We start from the raw sequence: 19,728 nt of genomic DNA, 5'->3' as shown, positions 1-19,728 counted from the left end.
GGCGAACCGCTGTGCGTCAGCGGCGGCTTTCGAGGGTCTCCTTGACCTTCGCGATCGCGAAGCCCCAGCCCTGCTCAACCGTCGGCTTCGGCGGCACGGAGATTTCATCGGGGTTGGTGAGCACATCGATGAGCACCGGCGACTTCTGCGCGAACGCCCAGCGCAGCGACTCCTCCAGATCCTCGGGCTCCTCCACCCGGCGGGAGGTCCAGCCTATGGCCGTGGCGACGGCGGAGAAGTCCGGGTTGTCGAGCTCGGTGCCGAACTCCGGCAGCCCGCCCTGCTCCTGTTCGAGCTTGACCATGCCGAGACGCGAGTTGTTGAAGACGACCGCGACGATCGGCAGATCGTAGGTGACCGCGGTGCGCATATCGCCGAGCAGCATCATGAGCCCGCCGTCACCGCACATCGCCACGACCGGCCGCTTCCGGTCGAGGGCCTGTGCGCCGAGGGCCTGCGGCAGCGCATTGGCCATCGACCCGAGGTTGAACGAGCCGAGCAGCCGGCGCTCATCGCGCATGCTGATGAAGCGCGACATCCACACCGTCGACATACCTGTATCGGAGGTGAAGATTGTGTCGGCCGGGGCGAGTTCGTCGAGCAGCGCACCGACCATCTCCGGGCGGATCCGGTCATCGGGGTTGTCGAACAGCCCGCGGATACGCTCGAGCATCGAACCCGTGCCGCCCTCGGGGTCCGACAGGATGCCCTGGTGCTTGCGCCAGTCGGTGTAGCGCTTCTGCACCTTGGTCAGCAGTTTGTCGTCCTTCTTCGGCTGCAGCCTCGGCTGCAGGGCCCGCAGGGTCTCACCGACGTCGCCGACGAGCGGCAGGTTCACCTGGGTGCGCCGGCCGATGTGGGACGGGCGCACGTCGACCTGGATGACGGTTTTGCCCTCGGGGAACCACTCGCGGTACGGGAAGTCGGTGCCGAGCATGAGCAGCACATCGCAGCCGTCGAACGCCTCGGCCGCGGCCGGGTTGCCGATGAGCCCGGACTGCCCGACGTTGAACGGGTTGTCGTCGTCGAACGCATCCTTGCCCTTGATGGAGACGACCATCGGCGCGTTGAGCGTCTCGCACAGCGCGAGCACCTCGGCCCGGGATTCCCGCGCGCCGATCCCTGCGAGCACCGTGACGGCCTTCGCGTCGTTGATCGCGGCAGCTGCCGCATCGAGCTGGGATGCCGCCGGCGCACCGGCCGGCAGCGGGCCGGCGAGCACCGGCTCGACCGGATCGTCGAGTTCGAAGGTGCCGAGGTCGCCGGGGAGTGTCAGCACCGCGACGCCGGATTCGGCGTAGGCGGTGTTGATCGCCTGCTCGAGCATGTGCGGCACCTGCTCAGCTGAGGTGATCGTCTGGTTGTACACGGCGACATCGGAGAACAGCAGGTCGTTGTTGACCTCCTGGAAGTAGTCGCTGCCGGCCTCGGCACTCGGCACCTGCCCGCAGATCGCCAGCACCGGGGCGTGGGACTTCTTCGCGTCGTACAGGCCGTTGAGCAGGTGGACCGAACCCGGCCCGACGGTGCCCATGCACAGCCCGATCCGGTTGCTCAGCTGCGCCTGCGCGGCCGCTGCGAAGGCGGCCGCCTCTTCGTGCCGCACCCCGATCCACTGGATCCGCCCATCGCGGCGGATCGCATCGGTCAGCGGATTGAGCGCATCGCCTACGACACCCCAGGACTGCTCGACCCCGTGGTCGGCGAGGGTGCGGATGATGTGCTCGGCGATCGTCGTCATGACATGGACTCCTTCTCGTGTGCGTGTCTGCGTTCAGGTGCGGGTGACGGTGGGGTCGGGCTGCGTCCCGTCGCCGAGGTGGGGGCTGCGTGATGCGGGTGACCGGCCGGTCCGCGGGCGGGCAGGATCCGCGTGCGGGTGACCTCCAGCTGCGGGCTGACGTGGACGAGCTCACCGGGGGCGATCTCCTGCCAGTCCTCGTCATCGAGCGATTCGCTGGCGATGACGACGCTGCCCGTGTTGGCCAGGTGCGCGGAATCGACCCGCGTGCCCATATCGCTGCAGTGATGCAGGGGATTGGCCGGATGCTCGCGGATAAGCAGATACAGCTCGTGGGTGTCCGGATAGCGCAGCGCGTAGAGCTCATCGGCGGTGGCGAGGATGAAATTCGCTGAGATCACCGGCAGGTGGGCTGCGATCCATTCGGCGGCCGCAGTGACGCCAGCCACGACGTCCCCGCAGGCGTCGATCTCCCGGCAGATGAGGGCCGCCCAGCGTTCGGAGTCGGTGTCGCCGTGCACCCGGTCCATGTCCTGCCCGAGGTGGTTCTCCAGCGCCGGGACATCGCCGATCACCCCGTTGTGGGCGAAGATGCACGGCCGTTCGATCCCGCCAGTGCGGATGCTGCCGGCGAAGGGATGCGTGTTCTCGTCAGTCAGTGCCGTGCCCGAGGAGCGGCGCACGTGGGCGACGAAGGTCGCGCTCTCACGCGTGCGGGCTTGGGCGGCGAAGTCGTCATCGGCGTAGGCGGCGATCGGCTGCTTCTCGATGCGCGGCCGGCCGTCGGCATCGAAGGTGCCCAGGCCGGTGCCGTCGGGGTTGTGGCGGGACTGGCGGAGCATGCTGTCCGGGGCGTCGAGCAGCCAGAAAGTCGCTTCCACGCGCTGCTGCCCAGCGCTGAGACCGAAGAGCCTGCACATCGCTGACCTTCCCGGCGGGCACGGTGTCCGCCCCACTCCCCACTGTCCTCCTCCCTGTGCATGAATGCAAGTGACCTTGACAGTTTCATGCCCTCTGACCTGCGCAATCGCTGGCACCACTGAACGTGGCACGGCTCATATGCCGGGCGCGTTTTGACTTGCGCTGGCCCGTCCGGTCACCTGAAAAGAACCTGTGAGAAGAATGATTGCGAACTGAAATGGGATCCGACTGACAATGCACCGCCTCGAGACGACGCAGCTGCTGGCCAGAACCATCGACGAGACGATCAACGAACGGGTCGCACCGGTCTCCGACTTCGTCGAGGGCATCGTCTTCTTCGCCGTCCCCATCGGCGGGGTCGAAGTCCCGCTCATCATCGTGAGGCTGGCCGCGGCCGCGCTCTTCTTCACCTTCTACCTGCGCCTGCAGCCGATCACCGGCTTCGGCAAGTCTCTGGGCATCATCCGCGGCCGCTTCACCCGCAAGACCGACCCCGGTGAGGTCTCGTCCTTCCAGGCCCTGGCCACTGAGCTGTCCGGCACCGTCGGCCTGGGCAACATCGCCGGTGTCGCGCTCGCCGTCTCGCTCGGCGGGCCGGGTGCGGCACTGTGGATCATCATCTTCGGGCTGTTCTCGATGTCGGTGATGATGGTCGAGGCGACCCTCGGCGTCAAGTACCGCACCATCCATGAGGACGGCACCGTGTCCGGCGGGCCGATGTACTTCCTGCGCGATGGCCTGGCTGACATCGGCCGGCCGGGACTCGGCAGGTTCCTCGCGATCTTCTACTGCCTGGCCACCCTCGGCGGCATGCTCGGGGCGGCCCTGTTCCAGTCCAACCAGTCGACGGCGATCCTCGTCGACGCCACCGGCGGTGCTGACAGCTTCTTCGCCGACAAGCTGTGGCTGCTCGGCTCGGTCATCGCGCTGCTCGTCGGCATCGTCGTCATCGGCGGCATCCGGCGTGTGGCCACCTGGACCTCGCGCATCACCCCGCTCATGGCGATCCTGTACTTCGTCTGCGTCCTCGTCATCATCGTCGTCCACGCCCCCGAGGTGCCGCACGCCATCGGACTCATCGTCACCGGCGCCTTCACCGGCCCGGGTGTGGCAGGCGGCGCCGTCGGCGTGGCGATCATCGGCATCCAGCGCGCTCTTTTCTCCAACGCCGCCGGCGTCGGCACCGCCGCGATGGCCCACTCGGCCTCGAAGACGACCAAGCCCGCTTCCGAAGGCTACGTCGCCATGTGGGAGCCGCTCATCGACTCCGTCATCGTCTGCTCGCTCACCGCGCTCGCGGTCACGGTCACCGGCCGCTACGAGACCGGCGCCTCCGACGACATCGAGCTGACCGCCGAGGCGTTCCGCTCAGTGACCGCCTGGTTCCCGCTGCTGCTCACGGTCGCCGCCGTCCTCTTCGCCTTCTCGACGATGCTGGCCTACGGCTACTACGGGCAGAAGACGCTCGGCTTCATGACCGGCGGCTCCGCCCTGGCTGAGCGCATCTTCCAGATCGTGTGGGTCATCTTCATCGTCATCGGCGCCTCGGCCTCGTTCGACGCGATCATGAGCCTGGCCGACTCGGTCTTCTTCCTCATGGCCGTGCCCAATCTGCTCGGCATCTACTTCCTCGCCAAGGTCGTGCGCCTGGAGATCCTGCGCTACCGCACCCAGCGCGACCTCGGCCGCATCACCGAAGTCGACGAAGATCTGCGCGTGGGCATGGGCGATCACGACCCCACCGAGGAGCAGATGGCCGCAGCAGTCGCCGGGCGCAAGCGCAAGAAGGAGCGCAGCGCCCAGATCAAGGCAGAGATCCGCGAGCTCAAGGCGCTGCGCGCCCAGCACCGGCGCCGTCCCTGAATCCGTGCCCGCGCCCGAGGCGGTGCCCACTACCGTTCCCGCGGCGGAGTCCGCGACCGTCCCCGAGGCGGTTCTCGCGATAGGCTGACGGCACCGTCCCGCCTGCCCCTGGCCTGCAAAGGAGTACCATGACCGAGACCCGCGCCTCCCACGGCACCGTCGTCCTCACCGTCACCGAGGGCCTCGCCCACGTCGAGATCGACCGCGCCGAGACCCTCAACTCGCTCACCGGCGAGGTGATGGCCGACCTCGTCGAGATCGGCACAGGCCTCATCGACCGCGACGACGTCAGCGCCGTCGTGCTCTCCGGGAGCGGCCGGGCGTTCTGTGCTGGCCTCGATGTCAGCGAATTCGGCCGGATGGTCTCCGGTGGCGGGGGATCACCGGAGTCCGAGGAGTCCCTCGGCGCCGCCCGCGTCTTGGCCCAGCAGTGCGTGCACGTGTGGTCGCTGGTGCCGGCCCCGGTCATCGCCGCTGTGCAGTCGGTCGCCTACGGCGGCGGACTGCAGATCGCCCTCGGTGCCGATGTGCGCATCGCCAGCCGCGAGCTCAAGGCCTCGATGATGGAGGTCAACTGGGGCATCATCCCCGATATGTGCGGCACTCAGCTGCTCACGCGCCTCATCGGGCCCGGCCGGGCGAAGCTGGCGATCCTCACCGGCCGCGTCATCGATGCCGACACCGCACTCGCGTGGGGCATGGTCGACGAACTCGCCGATGACGCCAACGCCGCAGCGCTCGCCCTCGGCCGCGAGCTGGCGGAGAAGTCCCGTCCGGCCCTGCAGGCAGCCAAGCAGCTCGTCGACCTGGCCGCCACCGCCGATCTCACAGCGGGATTCGCCGCCGAACAGGACGCCATCCGCTCGCTCATCGGCGGACCCGAACAGCAGAAGGCGGTCGAGAAGCGGATGGCCGAGCTCAGAGCGCGCAAGGGCTGAGCGCCGGCCGTACCCCGCCGGTCACTCCTCTTCGCCGCTGGCCACCGCCTGCGCGAACTGTGCACGGTACAGACCGGCGTAGGCGCCGTCGGCGGCGATGAGCTCCTCGTGGGAGCCCTGCTCGACGATGTCGCCGTGCTCCATGACGATGATGACGTCGGCATCACGGATCGTCGAGAGCCGGTGGGCGATGACGAAACTCGTCCGGCCGGAGCGCAGCGCGTGCATCGCCTCCTGGACGAGCACCTCGGTGCGGGTGTCGACCGAGGAAGTCGCCTCATCGAGGATGAGCACCGGGGGATCGGCGACGAAGGCACGGGCGATCGTGATGAGCTGCTTCTCACCGGCCGACAGGCTCGTGCCGTCCTCATCGAGGACAGTGTCGTAGCCGTCGGGCAGGCTGCGGACGAACCGGTCGACATAGGTCGCCTCGGCCGCCCGCTGCACCTCATCGGGCCCGGCATCGGGATTGCCGTAGGCGATGTTCTCAGCAATCGTGCCGCCGAACAGCCACGTATCCTGCAGCACCATGCCCATCCGGCGGCGCACCGCGGCCCGTGACATCTGCGCCGTGTCGACCCCGTCGAAGAGGATCCGCCCGCCGTCGAGTTCGTAGAACCGCATGAGCAGATTCACCAGCGTCGTCTTCCCCGCGCCGGTCGGTCCGACGATCGCGACCGTCTGTCCGGGCTCGACGGAGAGGTTCATATCGCGGATGAGCTCGCTGTCGGGTGAGTAGGAGAAGCGGACGTGCTCGAAGTCGATCGCCCCGCGAACTGGGCGTGCGCCCTCGACCGGATCCGGGTTGAGAACCTCCTCGTCGACGTCGAGGAACTCGAAGACCCGCTCAGCGCTGGCCACCGCGGACTGCAGCTGCGCGGCCATGCCGCCGAGCTGCCCGAGGGGCTGCATGAACTGGCGTGAGTACTGGATGAACGCCTGCACATCGCCCAGCCGCAGTGAACCGGTGGCCACCATGACTCCGCCGACGACGGCGATGCCGACGTAGACGAGGTTGCCGAGGAACATCATCATCGGCATGAGCACACCGGAGAGGAACTGCGCCTTGAAGCTGGCCTGGTAGACCTGCTCGTTCTCGGCATCGAAGGCCTGCTGGACGTCGCCGCTGCGGCCGAACACGCGCACGAGCGCATGCCCGGTGAAGGACTCCTCGACTCGCGCGTTGAGCTTGCCGGTCTCGGCCCACTGGGCGACGAACTGCTTCTGCGAGCGCGTCGCGATGACCCCGACGACGACCGCGATGAGCGGGATCGCGACGAGAGCGACGAGCGTGAGCTTGAGCGAGATCGTCAGCATCATGACGAGCACCGCGATGATCGTCAGCACGCTGTTGACGATCTGCCCGACCGACTGGTTGAGCACCTGGCTGAGGTTGTCGAGGTCGTTCGTCAGGCGTGAGAGCAGATCTCCGCGCTGCATCCGGTCGTAGTACGACAGCGGCACCTGGTGGATCTTGTCCTCGATCCGGGTGCGCATGAGCCGCATCACCCGCTGGATGACGACGTTGACGAGCGCCGACATCGCCCACAGCATCACCGAGCCGGCGAGGAACACCCCGAGCGCCAGCAGCAGCGTCTGCCCCAGCGCGCGGACATCCATGCTCTGACCTGGGTTGATGTGCATGGCGGCGAGCATGTCGGCCTCAGTGGTGCGGCCTTCGGCGCGCAGCTGGCCGACGAGCTGATCCTGCGTCATATCGGCCGGCAGGCGCGAGGCGATCGCGCCTTCGAAGACGATGTTCGTCGCCTCGCCGAGGATCTTCGGCCCCAGCGTCGTGAGCACGACCGCAGCCACGCCGGAGAGCAGCGCGAGCAGGAGCAGCAGCGAGTGCGGGCGGAACCAGCCGGCCAGCCGCTTGAAGTTCGGCCAAAACGCCTTCGCCTTGCCCATGGGTGCTGAGCCCCAGTCGCCGGCTGAGGGCGGGGGCTGGTTGTCGTCTGCCTCGTCGACCGCGCCCGAGGCGGTGGCCGGGCTGGTCTGATCAGTCGGCTCCGTCGCCGCGGGCTCCTTCGGGTTCACATGGCTCACAGTGCACTCCCGACGCTGCGCTGGGATTCGACGATCTCGCGGTAGACCTCATTGGCGGCCGCGAGCTCGGCATGGGTGCCGGTCCCGACGATCGCACCGTCGTCGAGGACGATGATCTGGTCGGCGTCGGTGATCGAGGCGATGCGCTGGGCGACGATGATCCGGGTGGTGTGCCCGAAGTGCTCATCGAGGCCGGCGCGCAGCCGGGCATCGGTCTCGGTGTCGAGGGCGGAGAACGAGTCGTCGAACAGCAGCACCGGCGGGTTCGCCACGAGCGCGCGGGCGATCGCCAGCCGCTGGCGCTGCCCGCCGGAGACGTTCTGCCCGCCCTGGGCGATGCGCGCCTCCAGTCCGCCGGGCATCTCGGCGACGAACCCGGCCGCCTGCGCGACCTCGAGGGCCTGCCACAGCTGTTCATCAGTGGCCTCGGGGTTGCCGTAGCGCAGATTCGACGCGACCGTCCCGGAGAACAGGAACGCCTTCTGCGGCACCAGCCCGATCTGGGCGTGCAGCACCGCAGGGTCCAGCCGGCGTACGTCGACACCGCCGACCTCGACCATCCCGGACTGCACATCGAACAGGCGGGGGATGAGCCCGAGCAGCGTCGACTTGCCGGCACCGGTTGAGCCGATGATCGCCGTCGTCGTCCCCGGCTGGAAGGCGGCGGTGACATTGCGCAGCACCGGCGCCTCGGCCCTGGGGAACCCGAACGTCGCCGAGGCGAGCCGCACGGCGCCCGGGACCTCCACCTCGGGCACGGGGTCAGCGGGCGGGTTGACCGTCGGGGCGGTGTCGAGGACCTCGCCGATGCGCTTGGCCGAGACGGCCGCGCGCGGGATCATCATCGTCATGAAGGTCGCCATCATGACGCCCATGAGGATCTGCATGAGGTACTGCATGAACGCCATCATCGTGCCGACCTCGGTGATGCCGGCCTCGACCTGCAGACCGCCGAACCAGATGACGGCGACGGAGGAGACGTTGAGGATGCCCATGACGAGCGGGAACATGAGCGCGAACAGCATCCCGACCTTGAAGTTCGTCTCCGTGAGCTCCCGGTTGGCGATGTCGAAGCGGCCGCGTTCGGTGGCCTCGCGGGCGAAGGCGCGGATGACGCGGATGCCGGTGAGCTGCTCGCGGGCGACGGCGTTGATCTTGTCGATGCGGGTCTGCATGATCTTGAACTGCGGGATCATCCGGGCGATGAGGATGCCGAGGGTCACGAGCAGCAGCGGCACGGCCACCAGGATGAGCCAGGAGAGCTGGACGTCCTGGCTGAGTGCCATGATGATCCCGCCGAGGGCCATCATCGGGGCCATGACGAGCATCGTGCAGCTCATGAGGATGAGCATCTGCACCTGCTGGACGTCGTTGGTGTTGCGGGTGATGAGGGTGGCCGCACCGAAGTGGGCGACTTCGTGCTGGGAGAAGGACTGGCCGGTGTGGAAGACGTCGCGGCGCAGGTCGCGGCCGGCGCGCATCGCGGTGCGCGCACCGAAGTACACGGCGATGATCATCGTGACCAGCTGCACGAAGCTCACCAGCAGCATGAAGCCGCCGAGGCGCCAGATGAGGGGCACATCGGCCTGGGCGACACCGTCGTCGACGATCGCGGCGTTGAGGGTCGGCAGGTAGAGCGCGGCCAGGGACTGGACGAACTCGAAGATGAGGACGAGGACGAGCGCTCCGGTGTAGGGGCGCAGGTACCGTTTGAGCAGCGTGAGCAGCATGTCTCCCCTGATGCAGCTGATTGACGCCGCCGAGGCGGTGGCCGTGGGCGGCGAGCGGACCTCCCGTCGGCAGTGGCGGGAGGCAGATCGTGGCACGCCTGCGGCGTGGGTGCTGGCAGGTGGTCGCAGCGGTGGGCAGTCGTGAGTCTGCGGGCAGCTGCGCAGTGCCGGCGGGCCGACCGGCGAAAGCACCACACTACTCCGGTGGCCGCCAGATGCCCATAGCCGCATGGGTGTTCTCGCTCACAGCGAACCGGGGGTGCCGTAATCTGGCATCATGCGTCTGCGTGTGGGAGCCTACTGCGTCATCGTCGATGACGAGCGTCGCCTGCTCATGTCCCGCTGGATCGAAGGACCCGCGCCGCTGTGGTCGATGCCCGGCGGCGGACTCGAGGAGGGTGAGGATCCGGCCGATGCCGCCGTGCGCGAGGTGTATGAGGAGACCGGCTATGAGGTCGCCTTGGGTGAGCTGCTCGGCATCGATTCGCTCGTGGTGCCCGGGGAGCGCCGGCTCAAACCCGGCAAGACCCTGCACGCACTGCGCATCATCTACACCGCCAGAGTCACCGGCGGGCAGCTGCGCCACGAGGTCGGCGGGTCGAGCGACCGGGCCGCCTGGATCCCACTCGATGAGCTGGCTGACCTGCCGCAGGTGGGGCTTGTGAAGATCGCGGTCGAGATGGCGGGGCTGGACCGTCGAGAGCCGGACGCAGAGGAGGGCGAAGACGATGAATGATGAACAGCGCCCCGAGGTGGACGAGCGTTTCCCCGTGGATTTCTACTGCACGCGAGATCCGGAACATCCGCTGATGTACCTTTCCACTTCTGCAGGCCGGGAATCCGAGCAGACGGTCTCAACGCTGTACAACAGCGACATCGGATTCGCCGTCAACGTCGACTATCTGCCGGGCGATGTGCTGGCCGGGATCGAGATCGTCTCCTTCGATCTGTATCTGCCGAAGGAGTCACCGCTGGTCTCTGAGGCAGGTGAGAACGGGTGGGTTCAGCTGATGGCGGCGGGCAATGTCCTCTTCTTCACGGTTCCGACGTCGCGGGCCCGATCAGAAGCTGGCAGTGTGACAGAACTGGGACGGCCTGGAAGCGAACTGCGCGTCCAGTGCGTTTTCGATCCTGCAGGACGACTGTCGCACATGGTCTTTCCGGCCCCAGTGGCACCCGCGGATTGATGCCGCAGCGAGCGGTTCAGTCGGCCTGACTGACCATCATTGCAGTGCAAAAGGGGGGCTAAACTGGGGAAATGGACAACGCCCCGACATCTGCCGATAACGCCCCAGGTCACCGCGGCCCCAGCGGCCCGAAGCCCCGCACGCCGCTGGCGCTGCGCATCACCACGATCATCACCGCTCTCGTGCTCGCCTGCGCGGTTGTCCTGTCGATCATGGCGATGACAGGCGCCGATGGCTGGCGGAGCATCGGCTTCGTCGCGATCCTGGCATGGGGCCTGGCCATCCTGTGCGCGATCTGGACTGTGTTCTGGTGGATCGCCGAGATGGTCGGCCGTCGCAAGGACCGGGAGCGCCTCGCGCAGGAGGCCGGCTGACCGACGGGGCCAGCCAGCCGGCTGCACTCAGCCCTGAGCACCGGCGGTGTGAGAAGGAGTCTCCGCCGCCGTCTCCGTCTGCTCACCGGCGGGGATCTGCGAACCGGCGCCGGCGCATCGGGCCCGGTGGTCGGTAGCCCCAGCCTGGGACTCCTGGCTGCGCTGGAGGAACGGCGGGCTGAAGTGCAGGGCGGCAGCGGTGAAGACGACGGTCGTCGTGATCGAAACGGCGACCGTGCCGGGGCCGACGTCGACGGCATTGAGGTCGGCGAGACCGAGTGCCCCGAGGACGAAGATCGAACTGTTGCCGACGATGTGCAGGCCGATCGCCAGCTCGAGGCCACCGGAGCGGTGCGTGAGCAGGCCGGCCGCGGCGGCGAAGACGGCGATGTCGATGAGGCCGGGCCACGAGTACAGATGGCCGGCGACGAACAGCGGGATCGTCAGCAGGTAGGCCCACAGCGGATTGCGCAGCCAGCTGCCGATGATCTGCGGGAGGAGTCCGCGGAAGACGAGCTCCTCGGCGAAGGCCTGGAGCGGGACGATCAGCACTGCGATGGCCAGCAGCAGCGGAAACTGCGCACCGAAGCGCAGCAGGCCGAAGCCGCCATCAGCGAAGAACGCGGTTCCGAGGGTGTGGGCGAGCAGCACGAGGGGAGCGGCGAGCCCGACGGCGAGCCCCAGCAGCCGCCAGCGGATCCGGCCGGCCACCGAGATGAGTGTGCCGGGCGGCTGGCCGGCGCCGAACCGGGCGGCGATGAGAGCGGCCGGGATGAAGAGGACGATGAACGTCAGCATCACGATCTGGGCCAGCGGAGCGTGCAAGTCACCCGGTGAGCGCAGGGCGGCGTCGATGCTCTCACCGCCGGGGCCGCCGGCGACCATCCAGATGGCGCTCACGGCGATGGCGGCGAACATGATGACGGCGTAGGAGACGAGGAACAGGACGATGGTGGCCAGCGGGCGCCACCAGCGGTAGGCGGGAGCGGTGCGGGCAAGGCGATGAAAAGCGGTCATGCCCTCAAGCCTCTGCGAGTGCCGGGCGCTGGGGTATCGGTCATCGGCACGAGATGATCGGTACCTTCGGCCGACACCGGGCCGGCCGGGCTGACGCGTAGGATCGAACTGCTATGCTCCGTTTCCTCAGCCGTGCGGCGATCATCATCATCGGGGCAGTCCTCGGTGGGCTGCTGTTCGTTCTCGACTTCGGGATCCGGCTGGAGACCGAGCCGGTGCCCAGCGACGCGGAGCTTGTGCGCACGGCCGCCATCTAAGTGCTGTGCGGAGTCGCGGCGATCATCCTGGCCATCGGTGCGCTGCACCGCGGTTTGGTCGCGCTCGTCTGCGGTGCCGGCGTCATCGTCCTCGGCGGATTCTCCCCGCTGGGTGCGCCGCTGGCGCTGTGGGTGCTGTTCTCCATGTGCGCCCGCTCCCCGTGGCGCTGGCCGGCCACAGCGGCAGCGAGCATGGCCGCAGCCGCCGTCGCCACGGTGCTGCTCCTGCCCACTGGTTCGGACAAGGCAGATGTCATCTTCACGCTGGCCGGATTCACGCTCATCACCGTCACCGCCGTGTTCACCGGTGTGGTGCGCAGGCTCAAGCGCGAATCCCGTGCTCGTCAGGTCGAGGAGGCGCGCAGCCGGGCCCGCAGCGCCGAGCGCCTGCGCATCGCCCGCGACGTCCACGACACTCTCTCCCATCGGCTCAGCATCATCGCCATGCACGCCGGTGCCCTCGAATGCCAGGCGGCGAAGAACCCCGCCGAGGCGGCCGCGGTCGCCGGCACCGTGCGGGAGGCCGCGCGCGAGGCGGGGGCTGACCTGCGGGCGGTGCTCACCACCCTGCGCGAGGAGCCGGAGAGCACCGAACCGCAGCTCGACTTCGACCGCCTCGGGCCGATCGGCTGGCAGGCCCCGCTGACGGCCGACCAGGTGCAGGCCGGCCCGGCGATGGCAGCCCACACGGTGTACCGGGTGCTGCAGGAAGCGCTGACGAATGCGCGCAAGCACGCCCCCGGACACGTACCGGCTGCCAGCGTGCAGCAGGACGGTGACCGCCTGGTCGTCACGGTGGAGAACCGCCTCGGACCCGGTTCGGAACCGGCGGATCCCGGTTACGGCATCATCGGGCTCGACGAGCGGCTGCGCCTCATCGGCGGCACCCTGGAGGCTGGCCGGACAGCGGATACCTTCCTCCTGCGCGCAGAGGTGCCATGGACATGATCCGCGTCGCCGTCGTCGATGACGAACCGCTCGTCCGCTCCGGGCTGCAGCTCATCCTCAGCTCCGCAGATGACATCGACGTTGTTGCCGAAGCGGCCACCGGCGCCGAGGCGGTGGCCGGCTGGGCAGACTGGCAGGCTGACGTCGTGCTCATGGACATCCGGACGCCCGGCCTCGACGGGATCTCCGCCACCAGGCAGATCGCAGCCGACCCTGATGCTCCGCAGATCCTCGTACTCACCGCCTTCGACACCGATGACTACATCCTCGATGCGCTCGCCGCCGGGGCGACCGGCTTCCTGCTCAAGGACACCCCGCCAGCCGAGCTGACGGCAGCGGTGCGCTCGGCTGCGGCGGGCACCCGGGCGGTCAGCCCAGCGGTGCTGACCAGTCTGGTCGAACTGGCCGGGCGCAGCCGTGCGCGCACGGATCCGCTGGCGGATCTGAGTGAGCGCGAACGCGAGATCGCCGAGGCCGTCGCCGACGGGCTGTCGAACGCCGAGATCTGCCAGCGGCTGTTTCTGTCGCTGTCGACGGTCAAGACCTATCTCAGCCGGATCTTCGACAAGCTCGGCGTCACCAGCCGGGTGCAGCTGGCGATCCTCGTCCTCGAATCACGCTGACCGTCGCTGGCTGGCCGCCTCCCGGCAGCCGGCCGATCGCCAGCCCTCAGCTGTGCTTGCCGGGCTCGCGCGGCTTGACCGGAACGATCTCGTGATCACTGCCCATGACCGCCTTGACCGAACCGAGCGCGTCGATCTCCCCGAGCAGCGCAAGGGTCGGGCGCATGAGCTTGAGCCGGTGGGCCTCCTCCTCGGCGATGATGTGCCGAACATTCATCCACTCGGAGTTCTCGGCCTCGGTCGTCTGATGCACCGCAGCATCGGCATCTTCCGGGGCCGTCACGAAGAAGTAGGTGTCGAAGCGGCGGGACCGCCCCGGCGGGGTCACCCAGTTCGCCCACGGCTTGAGACCTTCAGCCGCCAGCACAACGCCGGCCTCCTCGGCGACCTCGCGCATCGCACACGCCATGAGCGTCCGGGCGCCTCCGGGCAGTTCGGCACACGCACTCAAGTGCCACGCCTGCTCATGGGCGTCCACCACCTCGGGTGCGGTCGCCAGGCTCGCCCCGGTCGTCTCATCGACCGGATCGACCCGGCCACCGGGGTAGACGACGACGCCTGCGGCGAAGTCCATCGTCGCCACCCGGTGCTGGACGAAGACCTCCAGGCCGTCATCGCCGTCGCGGATGAGCAGCACGCTGACGGCCGGGCGGACGGGCACGGCGTGCGGGTCGGCGGGCATGACGGTTGATTCGGTGATGTCGACGACGTCGGAGCGGTCGGTTCCCTCCGGGCCGAGATTGCGGACCATCATGCCTCCAGTCAGCTGTCACCAGGTGTGTCGTCTGTCACCCTAACCCATTAGACTGACCTGGGACGCGGCGGGCCACAGGTGCCGGCCGCGGCCTGATGCAAGACGACTGCGGCCTGCCACGGTGCGAATCGGGCGGGCCTGGCAAGTGCCGCCTGCGGCGATGAAGGAGTAGCAATGGTGCGTGAGATCAACGGGATCGCCGAGCTGGAGAAGCTCGTGGGACAGGAAGTCGGCTCAAGCGACTGGGTGACGATCGACCAGGATCGGATTCAGCTCTTCGCCGATGCGACCGACGATCATCAGTGGATCCACCTCGATGAGGAGAAGGCCAAGGCCGGCCCGTTCGGCGGCACGATTGCCCACGGCTTCCTCACCCTGTCGCTGCTGCCAATGCTCTCGCAGCGCACTGTCGACGTCACCGGCATGAAGATGAAGATCAACTACGGGCTCAACAAGGTCCGCTTCCCGCAGCCGGTGCCCTCCGGCGCCCGCGTGCGCGACACCATCACCCTCGACAGCGTCGAGCGCAAGGACGCCGGCGTCATGGTCATCATGACCCACGTCATCGAGATCGACGGCGAGCAGCGCCCGGCCTGCATTGCCGAGAGCGTCTCGCTCATGGTCGAACAGTGAGCTCCGGGCTGCTCGCTGGGCGCACCGCCGTCATCACCGGTGCCGCCCAGGGCCTCGGGTTCGCCATCGCCGAGGCGTATGCCGCCGCGGGGGCGAACCTCGTGCTGGGAGACCTCAACGGCTCGGCCGTCGCCGAGGCGGCGGAGCGTCTGGACCTCGGTGAGCGTGCCATCGGGGTCGGCTGCGATGTCGTCGCCCTGGCCGATGTCGAAGCCCTGTGTCAGAAGGCCGTCGATGCCTTCGGTGCGCTCGACGTCATGGTCAACAATGCCGGCATCACCCGCGATGCGACGATGCGCAAGATGACTGAGGAGCAGTTCGACCAGGTCATCTCCGTGCACCTGCGCGGGACGTGGAACGGGCTCAGAACCGCCGCAGGTCTAATGCGCGGGCAGGAGTCAGGCGGCTCGATCGTCAACGTCTCCTCGATCTCCGGCAAGGTCGGCAATCCGGGGCAGACGAACTACTCGGCAGCCAAGGCCGGGATCGTCGGCATGACGAAGGCGGCGTGCAAGGAGGTCGGCTTCGCCGGCGTGCGCGTCAACGCGATCCAGCCCGGCCTCATCCGCACCCCGATGATCGAGGCGATGAAGGACGATGTGCTTGCCCAGCGCCTGACTGAGATCCCGCTCGGCCGCTTCGGCGAACCGGCCGAGGTCGCGCAGGTCGCGCTGTTCCTCGCCTCGGACATGTCGAGCTACATGACCGGCACCGTGCTGGAGATCTCCGGCGGCCGCAATCTGTGAGGTCAGCTGACGGGGCTGGTGGTGAGGCCGGCGCGGGTGCCGCCAGCCGGCCGGTGAGTGTGTGACGGCAAAGTGGGCATGAGGCTGGTCCCGCACGCGGCGGAGAAACATGGCGCCGCAGTTCCCGTCAGGTTCCGATCGCCTGGTTCGACGCAGAGTGGCGAGCGGTGCCTGCGTCTACGTCCTTCCGGATACGTAGGGGCGCGCAACACTGCTGGACGGTGACCGCGGTACAGATTCTACCCCTTACGACTGACGTACGTTCTTCGCCGGTATGACGAATGGAGTATTGATGCGACTTTGATCCAGGGGGAAGCCTCTTGAACCACGGAGTGCCTCATGTCAAGATCCCCGGGAATTGCAGGCCGTGCCTCACACACATTTTCCTCGCTAACCGGGTCTCAGCCGGCCCGGGTGTGGTGGACCTTGATGCCCGCCGGATCCGGCAGGGCCTGTGCTCTCTCGATCTCGCGCTCCAGCTTCGCGGTCTTGCTCGCGGCGAGCTTGACCAGCCGTTGCTGGATCTGGTCGATTTTCTCGGCGAGGCCGACCAAGTCCAGGCGTGCCCGATACTGCTGAAGCTCGGCCTTCTGCTCGACGCTGAGAATGCCGGAATCGAGCAGTCGCTGGTACGGGGTCTTCGGGGCGTCATAGACGCGTTTGCGCCTTCCCGCACGGTCGGTGGAGTACCCGGTCGGTTTCTTCGTCGGAGTGAAGTAGTTCAACCGATCATTGACCAGCGGCCACAGGCGTTGCAGCAACTCGAGTTCAGCCGGGGTGTCGTAGCGGTAGTAGAACCCGTACCGACGCACGAGATGGTTGTTCTTCGACTCGATCGTGGCCTGGTCGTTCTTCGTATACGGCCGTCCCCGGGTGAAGAAGATCTTGCGTTCGGCGGCCCAGTCGATCAGGTCGTGGTTGATGAACTCGGATCCGTTGTCGAAGTCGAGTCCGGTCACCAGGTAGGGCACAGAGTTCACGAACTGGGTGCAGGCATCGACGACGTGGGTCGCGGCGTTGTTTCTGATCGCGTGGGTGTAGACCCATCCGGTGTGCATGTCGGTGCAGTTCACAGAGCGGGCGAACTCACCCTTGAGAGTCGGACCGCAGTGGGCGACGGTGTCGACCTCGAAGAAACCGGGTTCGTCTTCGACTTCGTCACCGGCCTTGCGCACGGTGATCGAGTTCCGCAGCAAGGGGCCGGGCTTCGTTGCTGACTTCCCGCGTAGGGGGTCCTTATCGCGGACGGGTCCCAGGTACCGGTCGATAGTGGCCGGACTCATCGTCAACAGTTCTTCCCGCACGTTGTGGCTGTAGCGGCCCTGTCCCGGGGTCAGGTGCCCGTGGGCTTCGAGGGAGTCGAGGAGACCGTGCATTGCCGCGGCGAGGTACTTGCCGCAGATGCCACCGGCGATCGACCACACGTATTGCAGGACTTTGATTGCGTCGTAGGTGTATTTGCGGGCCTTCGTCTTCCTGCGGTCGATGACCGCGACTGTCGCTTTCGCTCGTCCTTTGGGTTGCCGAGTGCGGCGGGTCAATTGTTGGCGGGCGTGGTCACGATTCCAACCGGTGAGGTCGGTGACGGTGTCGAGGATCGCGGCTTTGCGTTTCTTCGAGGCCTGTGTGTAGGCGGTGGCGTACTTCTTCGTGATCTCGATTCTCGTGGTCATCGAAACGTCCTTATCGACCATGACCCCATCGTCGGCGTGCCCTGTTGCCCGGTGGAAGTGTTTCGCGGGGATTTTTCTGTGAGGCACGACCCCTTGCAACGCGGGGACTTTCTACGAGTCTCGTCGAACCCTTGACGTTGAAGCCGATAGCGTCAAAATAGGTTACCGCTGATGCAATGGCTCGATGACATTAGGGTAATCCCCATCGGAAAATGGTGGATCAGAAAACTCCATCTCGAACGCATCCCAGAGGAGAGGCTGGGGTTCCCCGCAAGTTGTGGACACGTGAACCACGTCACGCAGCCTGCGTAGACGCTTTTTCTCTGACCTGGCCGGCACTCTGCTCGGCCAAGAACTTCTCTTCGAACTCCGCCGGCGGGACCATTCCCAACGCCGAGTGCAACCGCCGTCGGTTATAGACCACTTCGATCCAGCCAGCGACTGCCCGCATTGCTTCAGCCCGGGTCTGCCACACTCGCCGCTCGAAGAACTCCGTTTTCAACGGCGACCAGAATGATTCCGACATCGCGTTATCCCAACACACCCCAGTCCGGCCCACCGATTGTTTAAGGGCTCATCGTAATTGAGAGGTAGAACCGGTCTGAAGCCGCCGGAGTCGAGCAGACATCTCGCGATGTAGTGCGTGAGGTTGCGGAATACCAGTGCTGAGCCCCGTAGGTGTTCGAGCCTGCCATTGATCGCTTCGGTAGGCCCGTTCGACGTTCCCGGTCGGGTGAAGAACGCCAGGACATCAGCAGCTCGACGCTTCAGAGTCCGTCCTAACCGCTTGAGCTCGACCAGTCCTGTCGGCAGATTCCTCGTCAGATCGTCGATGACCGATTCTAAGAGCTTCTTGCCCTCGTTGCCGTCGTTGGTTCGGTAGGCGCTCACAATGTGGCTCTTCGTAATTGAGGGTGTGGATCAGTGATTTCAGGACACGGTGTGGCGCTGTCCGGATAGACGTCGAGGTCTTCCGATGATGGAAGTTCTTACACAGTCCATCCGAAAGACCTCGACGTGTCCAAGCTTACTTTCTCATCTCCTGATCTCACGACATTCTGCCGGCTCGACTCTCTTGACCTCACTTGCATTGGCCAGCACATCACCGGGCACAAAGCCATTCTGGAATGCCAGCCCAACACTGCCGATGACTGGTGCCGACGGTGTGGCGGACACGGGATCGTCCGCGACACCGTCGTCCGCCGCCTCGCCCACGAACCCTTCGGCCACCGGCCCACCACGCTTCACATTCGCCTCCGCCGGTACACATGCGTCGAATGCGGCCGCGTATGGCGTCAGAACACCACTGCTGCGGCGCCACCACGAGCGAAGATCTCGCGAACCGGCCTCGACTGGGCGCTGCGTGCCCTCGTCATCGACCACGACACTGTGTCCGTGATCGCACGCAAACTCGCCGTGTCCTGGCACACCGCGAACTCCGCGATCCTCGCGCAGGGACATCGACTGCTGATCGACGACCCGGCCCGGTTCGACGGGGTCAGCGTCATTGGTGTCGACGAACACGTCTGGCGGCACACCAGGCGCGGTGACAAGTACGTCACCGTCATCATCGACCTCACTCCCATCAGCCAGGAAGCAGGCCCGGCACGCCTGCTCGACATGGTGCCCGGACGGTCGAAACAGGTGTTCAAGCAATGGTTGAAAGCCCGGCCGAAAGACTGGCGTGATGGCATCGACGTCGTCGCGATGGACGGATTCTCCGGCTTCAAAACAGCCTCCGTTGAGGAACTGCCCGAGGCTGTCGAAGTCATGGACCCGTTCCACGTCGTCAAACTCGCCGGTGATGCCCTCGACGAGGTACGCCGCCGCATTCAGCAGGAGACCACCGGGCATCGCGGACGAGCAACAGACCCGTTGTATCGAGCGCGCAGGACTCTGCACACCGGTGCTGATCTGCTCACGGCCAAACAGCAGGAGAGGATCGTAAGCCTCTTCGCCGACGCCAACTTCACCGCCGTCGAAGTCACCTGGGCCGTCTATCAAGACATTGTGAGCGCCTACCGAACCAACGACGGCAACGAGGGCAAGAAGCTCTTACAATCAGTCATCGACGATCTGACGACGAATCTGCCGACAGGACTGGTCGAGCTCAAGCGGTTAGGACGGACTCTGAAGCGTCGAGCTGCTGATGTCCTGGCGTTCTTCACCCGACCGGGAACGTCGAACGGGCCAACTGAAGCGATCAACGGCAGGCTCGAACACCTACGGGGCTCAGCACTGGGATTCCGCAACCTCACGCACTACATCGCGAGA

General features: G+C 66.7%; 18 protein-coding genes and 2 pseudogenes. 11 read left to right on the top strand and 9 right to left on the bottom strand.

What is annotated here, in order from left to right; translation table 11 throughout:
• Positions 1–16 precede the first annotated feature (16 nt).
• Positions 17–1,741, bottom strand: a complete 1,725-nt coding sequence (locus M3C25_RS11460) for a thiamine pyrophosphate-dependent enzyme (protein ID WP_259856791.1) — start codon at positions 1,739–1,741, stop codon at positions 17–19.
• Complete coding sequence (locus tag M3C25_RS11455) at positions 1,738–2,661, bottom strand: class II glutamine amidotransferase (RefSeq protein ID WP_259856789.1); 924 nt, start codon at positions 2,659–2,661, stop codon at positions 1,738–1,740. Before M3C25_RS11455 ends, M3C25_RS11460 begins: the two co-directional genes overlap by 4 nt.
• A 235-nt stretch (positions 2,662–2,896) precedes the next feature.
• On the opposite strand from M3C25_RS11455, the gene M3C25_RS11450 reads away from it, so the two are divergent.
• Both M3C25_RS11450 and M3C25_RS11445 read left to right on the top strand, forming a co-directional pair.
• Positions 2,897–4,525 (top strand): alanine/glycine:cation symporter family protein, encoded by a 1,629-nt coding sequence (locus M3C25_RS11450; RefSeq protein WP_259856787.1) that lies wholly within the window; start codon positions 2,897–2,899, stop codon positions 4,523–4,525.
• A gap of 128 nt (positions 4,526–4,653) precedes the next feature.
• The gene (locus M3C25_RS11445; RefSeq protein WP_259856786.1) at positions 4,654–5,463 is read left to right on the top strand and encodes an enoyl-CoA hydratase-related protein; all 810 of its coding nucleotides are present in this window, start codon (positions 4,654–4,656) and stop codon (positions 5,461–5,463) included.
• 21 nt (positions 5,464–5,484) lie between these two features.
• Here the strand turns inward: M3C25_RS11445 and M3C25_RS11440 are convergent, their stop codons facing one another.
• Entirely contained in the window at positions 5,485–7,512 is a 2,028-nt protein-coding gene (locus tag M3C25_RS11440) for an ABC transporter ATP-binding protein (RefSeq protein ID WP_259856784.1), read from the bottom strand.
• Positions 7,509–9,242, bottom strand: a complete 1,734-nt coding sequence (locus M3C25_RS11435) for an ABC transporter ATP-binding protein (RefSeq protein ID WP_259845558.1) — start codon at positions 9,240–9,242, stop codon at positions 7,509–7,511. Before M3C25_RS11435 ends, M3C25_RS11440 begins: the two co-directional genes overlap by 4 nt.
• Before the next feature lie 277 nt (positions 9,243–9,519).
• On the opposite strand from M3C25_RS11435, the gene M3C25_RS11430 reads away from it, so the two are divergent.
• From M3C25_RS11430 to M3C25_RS11420, 3 genes are all read left to right on the top strand, one after another.
• Positions 9,520–9,978 carry an NUDIX hydrolase gene (locus M3C25_RS11430; RefSeq protein ID WP_259793885.1) on the top strand — a complete coding sequence of 153 codons (459 nt, stop codon included), beginning with the start codon at positions 9,520–9,522 and terminating at the stop codon, positions 9,976–9,978.
• Entirely contained in the window at positions 9,971–10,429 is a 459-nt protein-coding gene (locus M3C25_RS11425) for a hypothetical protein (RefSeq protein ID WP_259793887.1), read from the top strand. The genes M3C25_RS11430 and M3C25_RS11425 overlap by 8 nt, the downstream gene beginning before the upstream one ends.
• Before the next feature lie 71 nt (positions 10,430–10,500).
• Entirely contained in the window at positions 10,501–10,803 is a 303-nt protein-coding gene (locus M3C25_RS11420) for a hypothetical protein (protein WP_259793888.1), read from the top strand.
• Positions 10,804–10,830: 27 nt separating this feature from the next.
• Here the strand turns inward: M3C25_RS11420 and M3C25_RS11415 are convergent, their stop codons facing one another.
• Entirely contained in the window at positions 10,831–11,820 is a 990-nt protein-coding gene (locus tag M3C25_RS11415; protein ID WP_259793890.1) for a CPBP family intramembrane glutamic endopeptidase, read from the bottom strand.
• A 113-nt stretch (positions 11,821–11,933) separates the two neighbouring features.
• Between M3C25_RS11415 and M3C25_RS11410 the strand changes: the two genes are divergently transcribed.
• From M3C25_RS11410 to M3C25_RS11400, 3 genes are read left to right on the top strand one after another with little or no spacing between them, the layout of a single operon-like run.
• Positions 11,934–12,077 carry a hypothetical protein gene (locus tag M3C25_RS11410; protein ID WP_259793895.1) on the top strand — a complete coding sequence of 48 codons (144 nt, stop codon included), beginning with the start codon at positions 11,934–11,936 and terminating at the stop codon, positions 12,075–12,077.
• Complete coding sequence (locus tag M3C25_RS11405) at positions 12,078–13,025, top strand: sensor histidine kinase (RefSeq protein WP_259793897.1); 948 nt, start codon at positions 12,078–12,080, stop codon at positions 13,023–13,025.
• A complete protein-coding gene (locus M3C25_RS11400; RefSeq protein ID WP_311200191.1) occupies positions 13,016–13,648 on the top strand; it encodes a response regulator in 633 nt (210 codons plus the stop codon). Before M3C25_RS11405 ends, M3C25_RS11400 begins: the two co-directional genes overlap by 10 nt.
• 46 nt (positions 13,649–13,694) lie before the next feature.
• Here the strand turns inward: M3C25_RS11400 and M3C25_RS11395 are convergent, their stop codons facing one another.
• Positions 13,695–14,402: an NUDIX hydrolase gene (locus M3C25_RS11395; RefSeq protein ID WP_259793900.1), complete on the bottom strand. Its 708-nt coding sequence runs from the start codon at positions 14,400–14,402 to the stop codon at positions 13,695–13,697.
• 174 nt (positions 14,403–14,576) lie between these two features.
• Between M3C25_RS11395 and M3C25_RS11390 the strand changes: the two genes are divergently transcribed.
• Positions 14,577–15,035 carry a MaoC family dehydratase gene (locus tag M3C25_RS11390; protein ID WP_175293665.1) on the top strand — a complete coding sequence of 153 codons (459 nt, stop codon included), beginning with the start codon at positions 14,577–14,579 and terminating at the stop codon, positions 15,033–15,035.
• Entirely contained in the window at positions 15,032–15,781 is a 750-nt protein-coding gene (fabG, locus tag M3C25_RS11385; protein ID WP_257995146.1) for a 3-oxoacyl-ACP reductase FabG, read from the top strand. Before M3C25_RS11390 ends, fabG begins: the two co-directional genes overlap by 4 nt.
• 401 nt (positions 15,782–16,182) lie before the next feature.
• On the opposite strand, the gene M3C25_RS11380 is transcribed toward fabG, so the two are convergent.
• The 3 genes and pseudogenes from M3C25_RS11380 to M3C25_RS11370 all read right to left on the bottom strand — a co-directional run.
• Positions 16,183–17,454 (bottom strand): DDE-type integrase/transposase/recombinase, encoded by a 1,272-nt coding sequence (locus tag M3C25_RS11380; protein WP_259845557.1) that lies wholly within the window; start codon positions 17,452–17,454, stop codon positions 16,183–16,185.
• 295 nt (positions 17,455–17,749) lie between these two features.
• A pseudogene (locus tag M3C25_RS11375) lies at positions 17,750–18,025 on the bottom strand (integrase core domain-containing protein); the annotation flags it as partial.
• 20 nt (positions 18,026–18,045) lie between these two features.
• Positions 18,046–18,348 (bottom strand): annotated as a pseudogene (locus M3C25_RS11370) (transposase); the annotation flags it as partial.
• 123 nt (positions 18,349–18,471) lie between these two features.
• Here M3C25_RS11370 and M3C25_RS11365 point away from each other — a divergent pair.
• On the top strand, positions 18,472–19,728 hold a 1,257-nt coding region (locus M3C25_RS11365), incomplete at its 3' end, for an ISL3 family transposase (protein WP_259856782.1).

The sequence above is a fragment of the Brevibacterium luteolum genome (genome assembly GCF_025147615.1).
In the GTDB taxonomy this organism is placed as follows: Bacteria; Actinomycetota; Actinomycetes; order Actinomycetales; family Brevibacteriaceae; genus Brevibacterium; species Brevibacterium luteolum.
This window is presented reverse-complemented; position numbering and strand designations above follow the sequence as displayed.

What these genes read in the sequence shown, in the direction of transcription:
- M3C25_RS11455 (WP_259856789.1), bottom strand. Translation starts at nt 2,661, where the DNA reads ATGTGCAGGCTCTTCGGTCTCAGCGCTGGGCAGCAGCGCGTGGAAGCG.
- M3C25_RS11420 (WP_259793888.1), top strand. Translation starts at nt 10,501, where the DNA reads ATGGACAACGCCCCGACATCTGCCGATAACGCCCCAGGTCACCGCGGC.
- M3C25_RS11415 (WP_259793890.1), bottom strand. Translation starts at nt 11,820, where the DNA reads ATGACCGCTTTTCATCGCCTTGCCCGCACCGCTCCCGCCTACCGCTGG.
- M3C25_RS11450 (WP_259856787.1), top strand. Translation starts at nt 2,897, where the DNA reads ATGCACCGCCTCGAGACGACGCAGCTGCTGGCCAGAACCATCGACGAG.
- M3C25_RS11430 (WP_259793885.1), top strand. Translation starts at nt 9,520, where the DNA reads ATGCGTCTGCGTGTGGGAGCCTACTGCGTCATCGTCGATGACGAGCGT.
- M3C25_RS11435 (WP_259845558.1), bottom strand. Translation starts at nt 9,242, where the DNA reads ATGCTGCTCACGCTGCTCAAACGGTACCTGCGCCCCTACACCGGAGCG.
- M3C25_RS11400 (WP_311200191.1), top strand. Translation starts at nt 13,016, where the DNA reads ATGGACATGATCCGCGTCGCCGTCGTCGATGACGAACCGCTCGTCCGC.
- M3C25_RS11380 (WP_259845557.1), bottom strand. Translation starts at nt 17,454, where the DNA reads ATGACCACGAGAATCGAGATCACGAAGAAGTACGCCACCGCCTACACA.
- M3C25_RS11410 (WP_259793895.1), top strand. Translation starts at nt 11,934, where the DNA reads ATGCTCCGTTTCCTCAGCCGTGCGGCGATCATCATCATCGGGGCAGTC.
- M3C25_RS11425 (WP_259793887.1), top strand. Translation starts at nt 9,971, where the DNA reads ATGAATGATGAACAGCGCCCCGAGGTGGACGAGCGTTTCCCCGTGGAT.
- M3C25_RS11390 (WP_175293665.1), top strand. Translation starts at nt 14,577, where the DNA reads ATGGTGCGTGAGATCAACGGGATCGCCGAGCTGGAGAAGCTCGTGGGA.
- M3C25_RS11460 (WP_259856791.1), bottom strand. Translation starts at nt 1,741, where the DNA reads ATGACGACGATCGCCGAGCACATCATCCGCACCCTCGCCGACCACGGG.
- M3C25_RS11395 (WP_259793900.1), bottom strand. Translation starts at nt 14,402, where the DNA reads ATGATGGTCCGCAATCTCGGCCCGGAGGGAACCGACCGCTCCGACGTC.
- M3C25_RS11445 (WP_259856786.1), top strand. Translation starts at nt 4,654, where the DNA reads ATGACCGAGACCCGCGCCTCCCACGGCACCGTCGTCCTCACCGTCACC.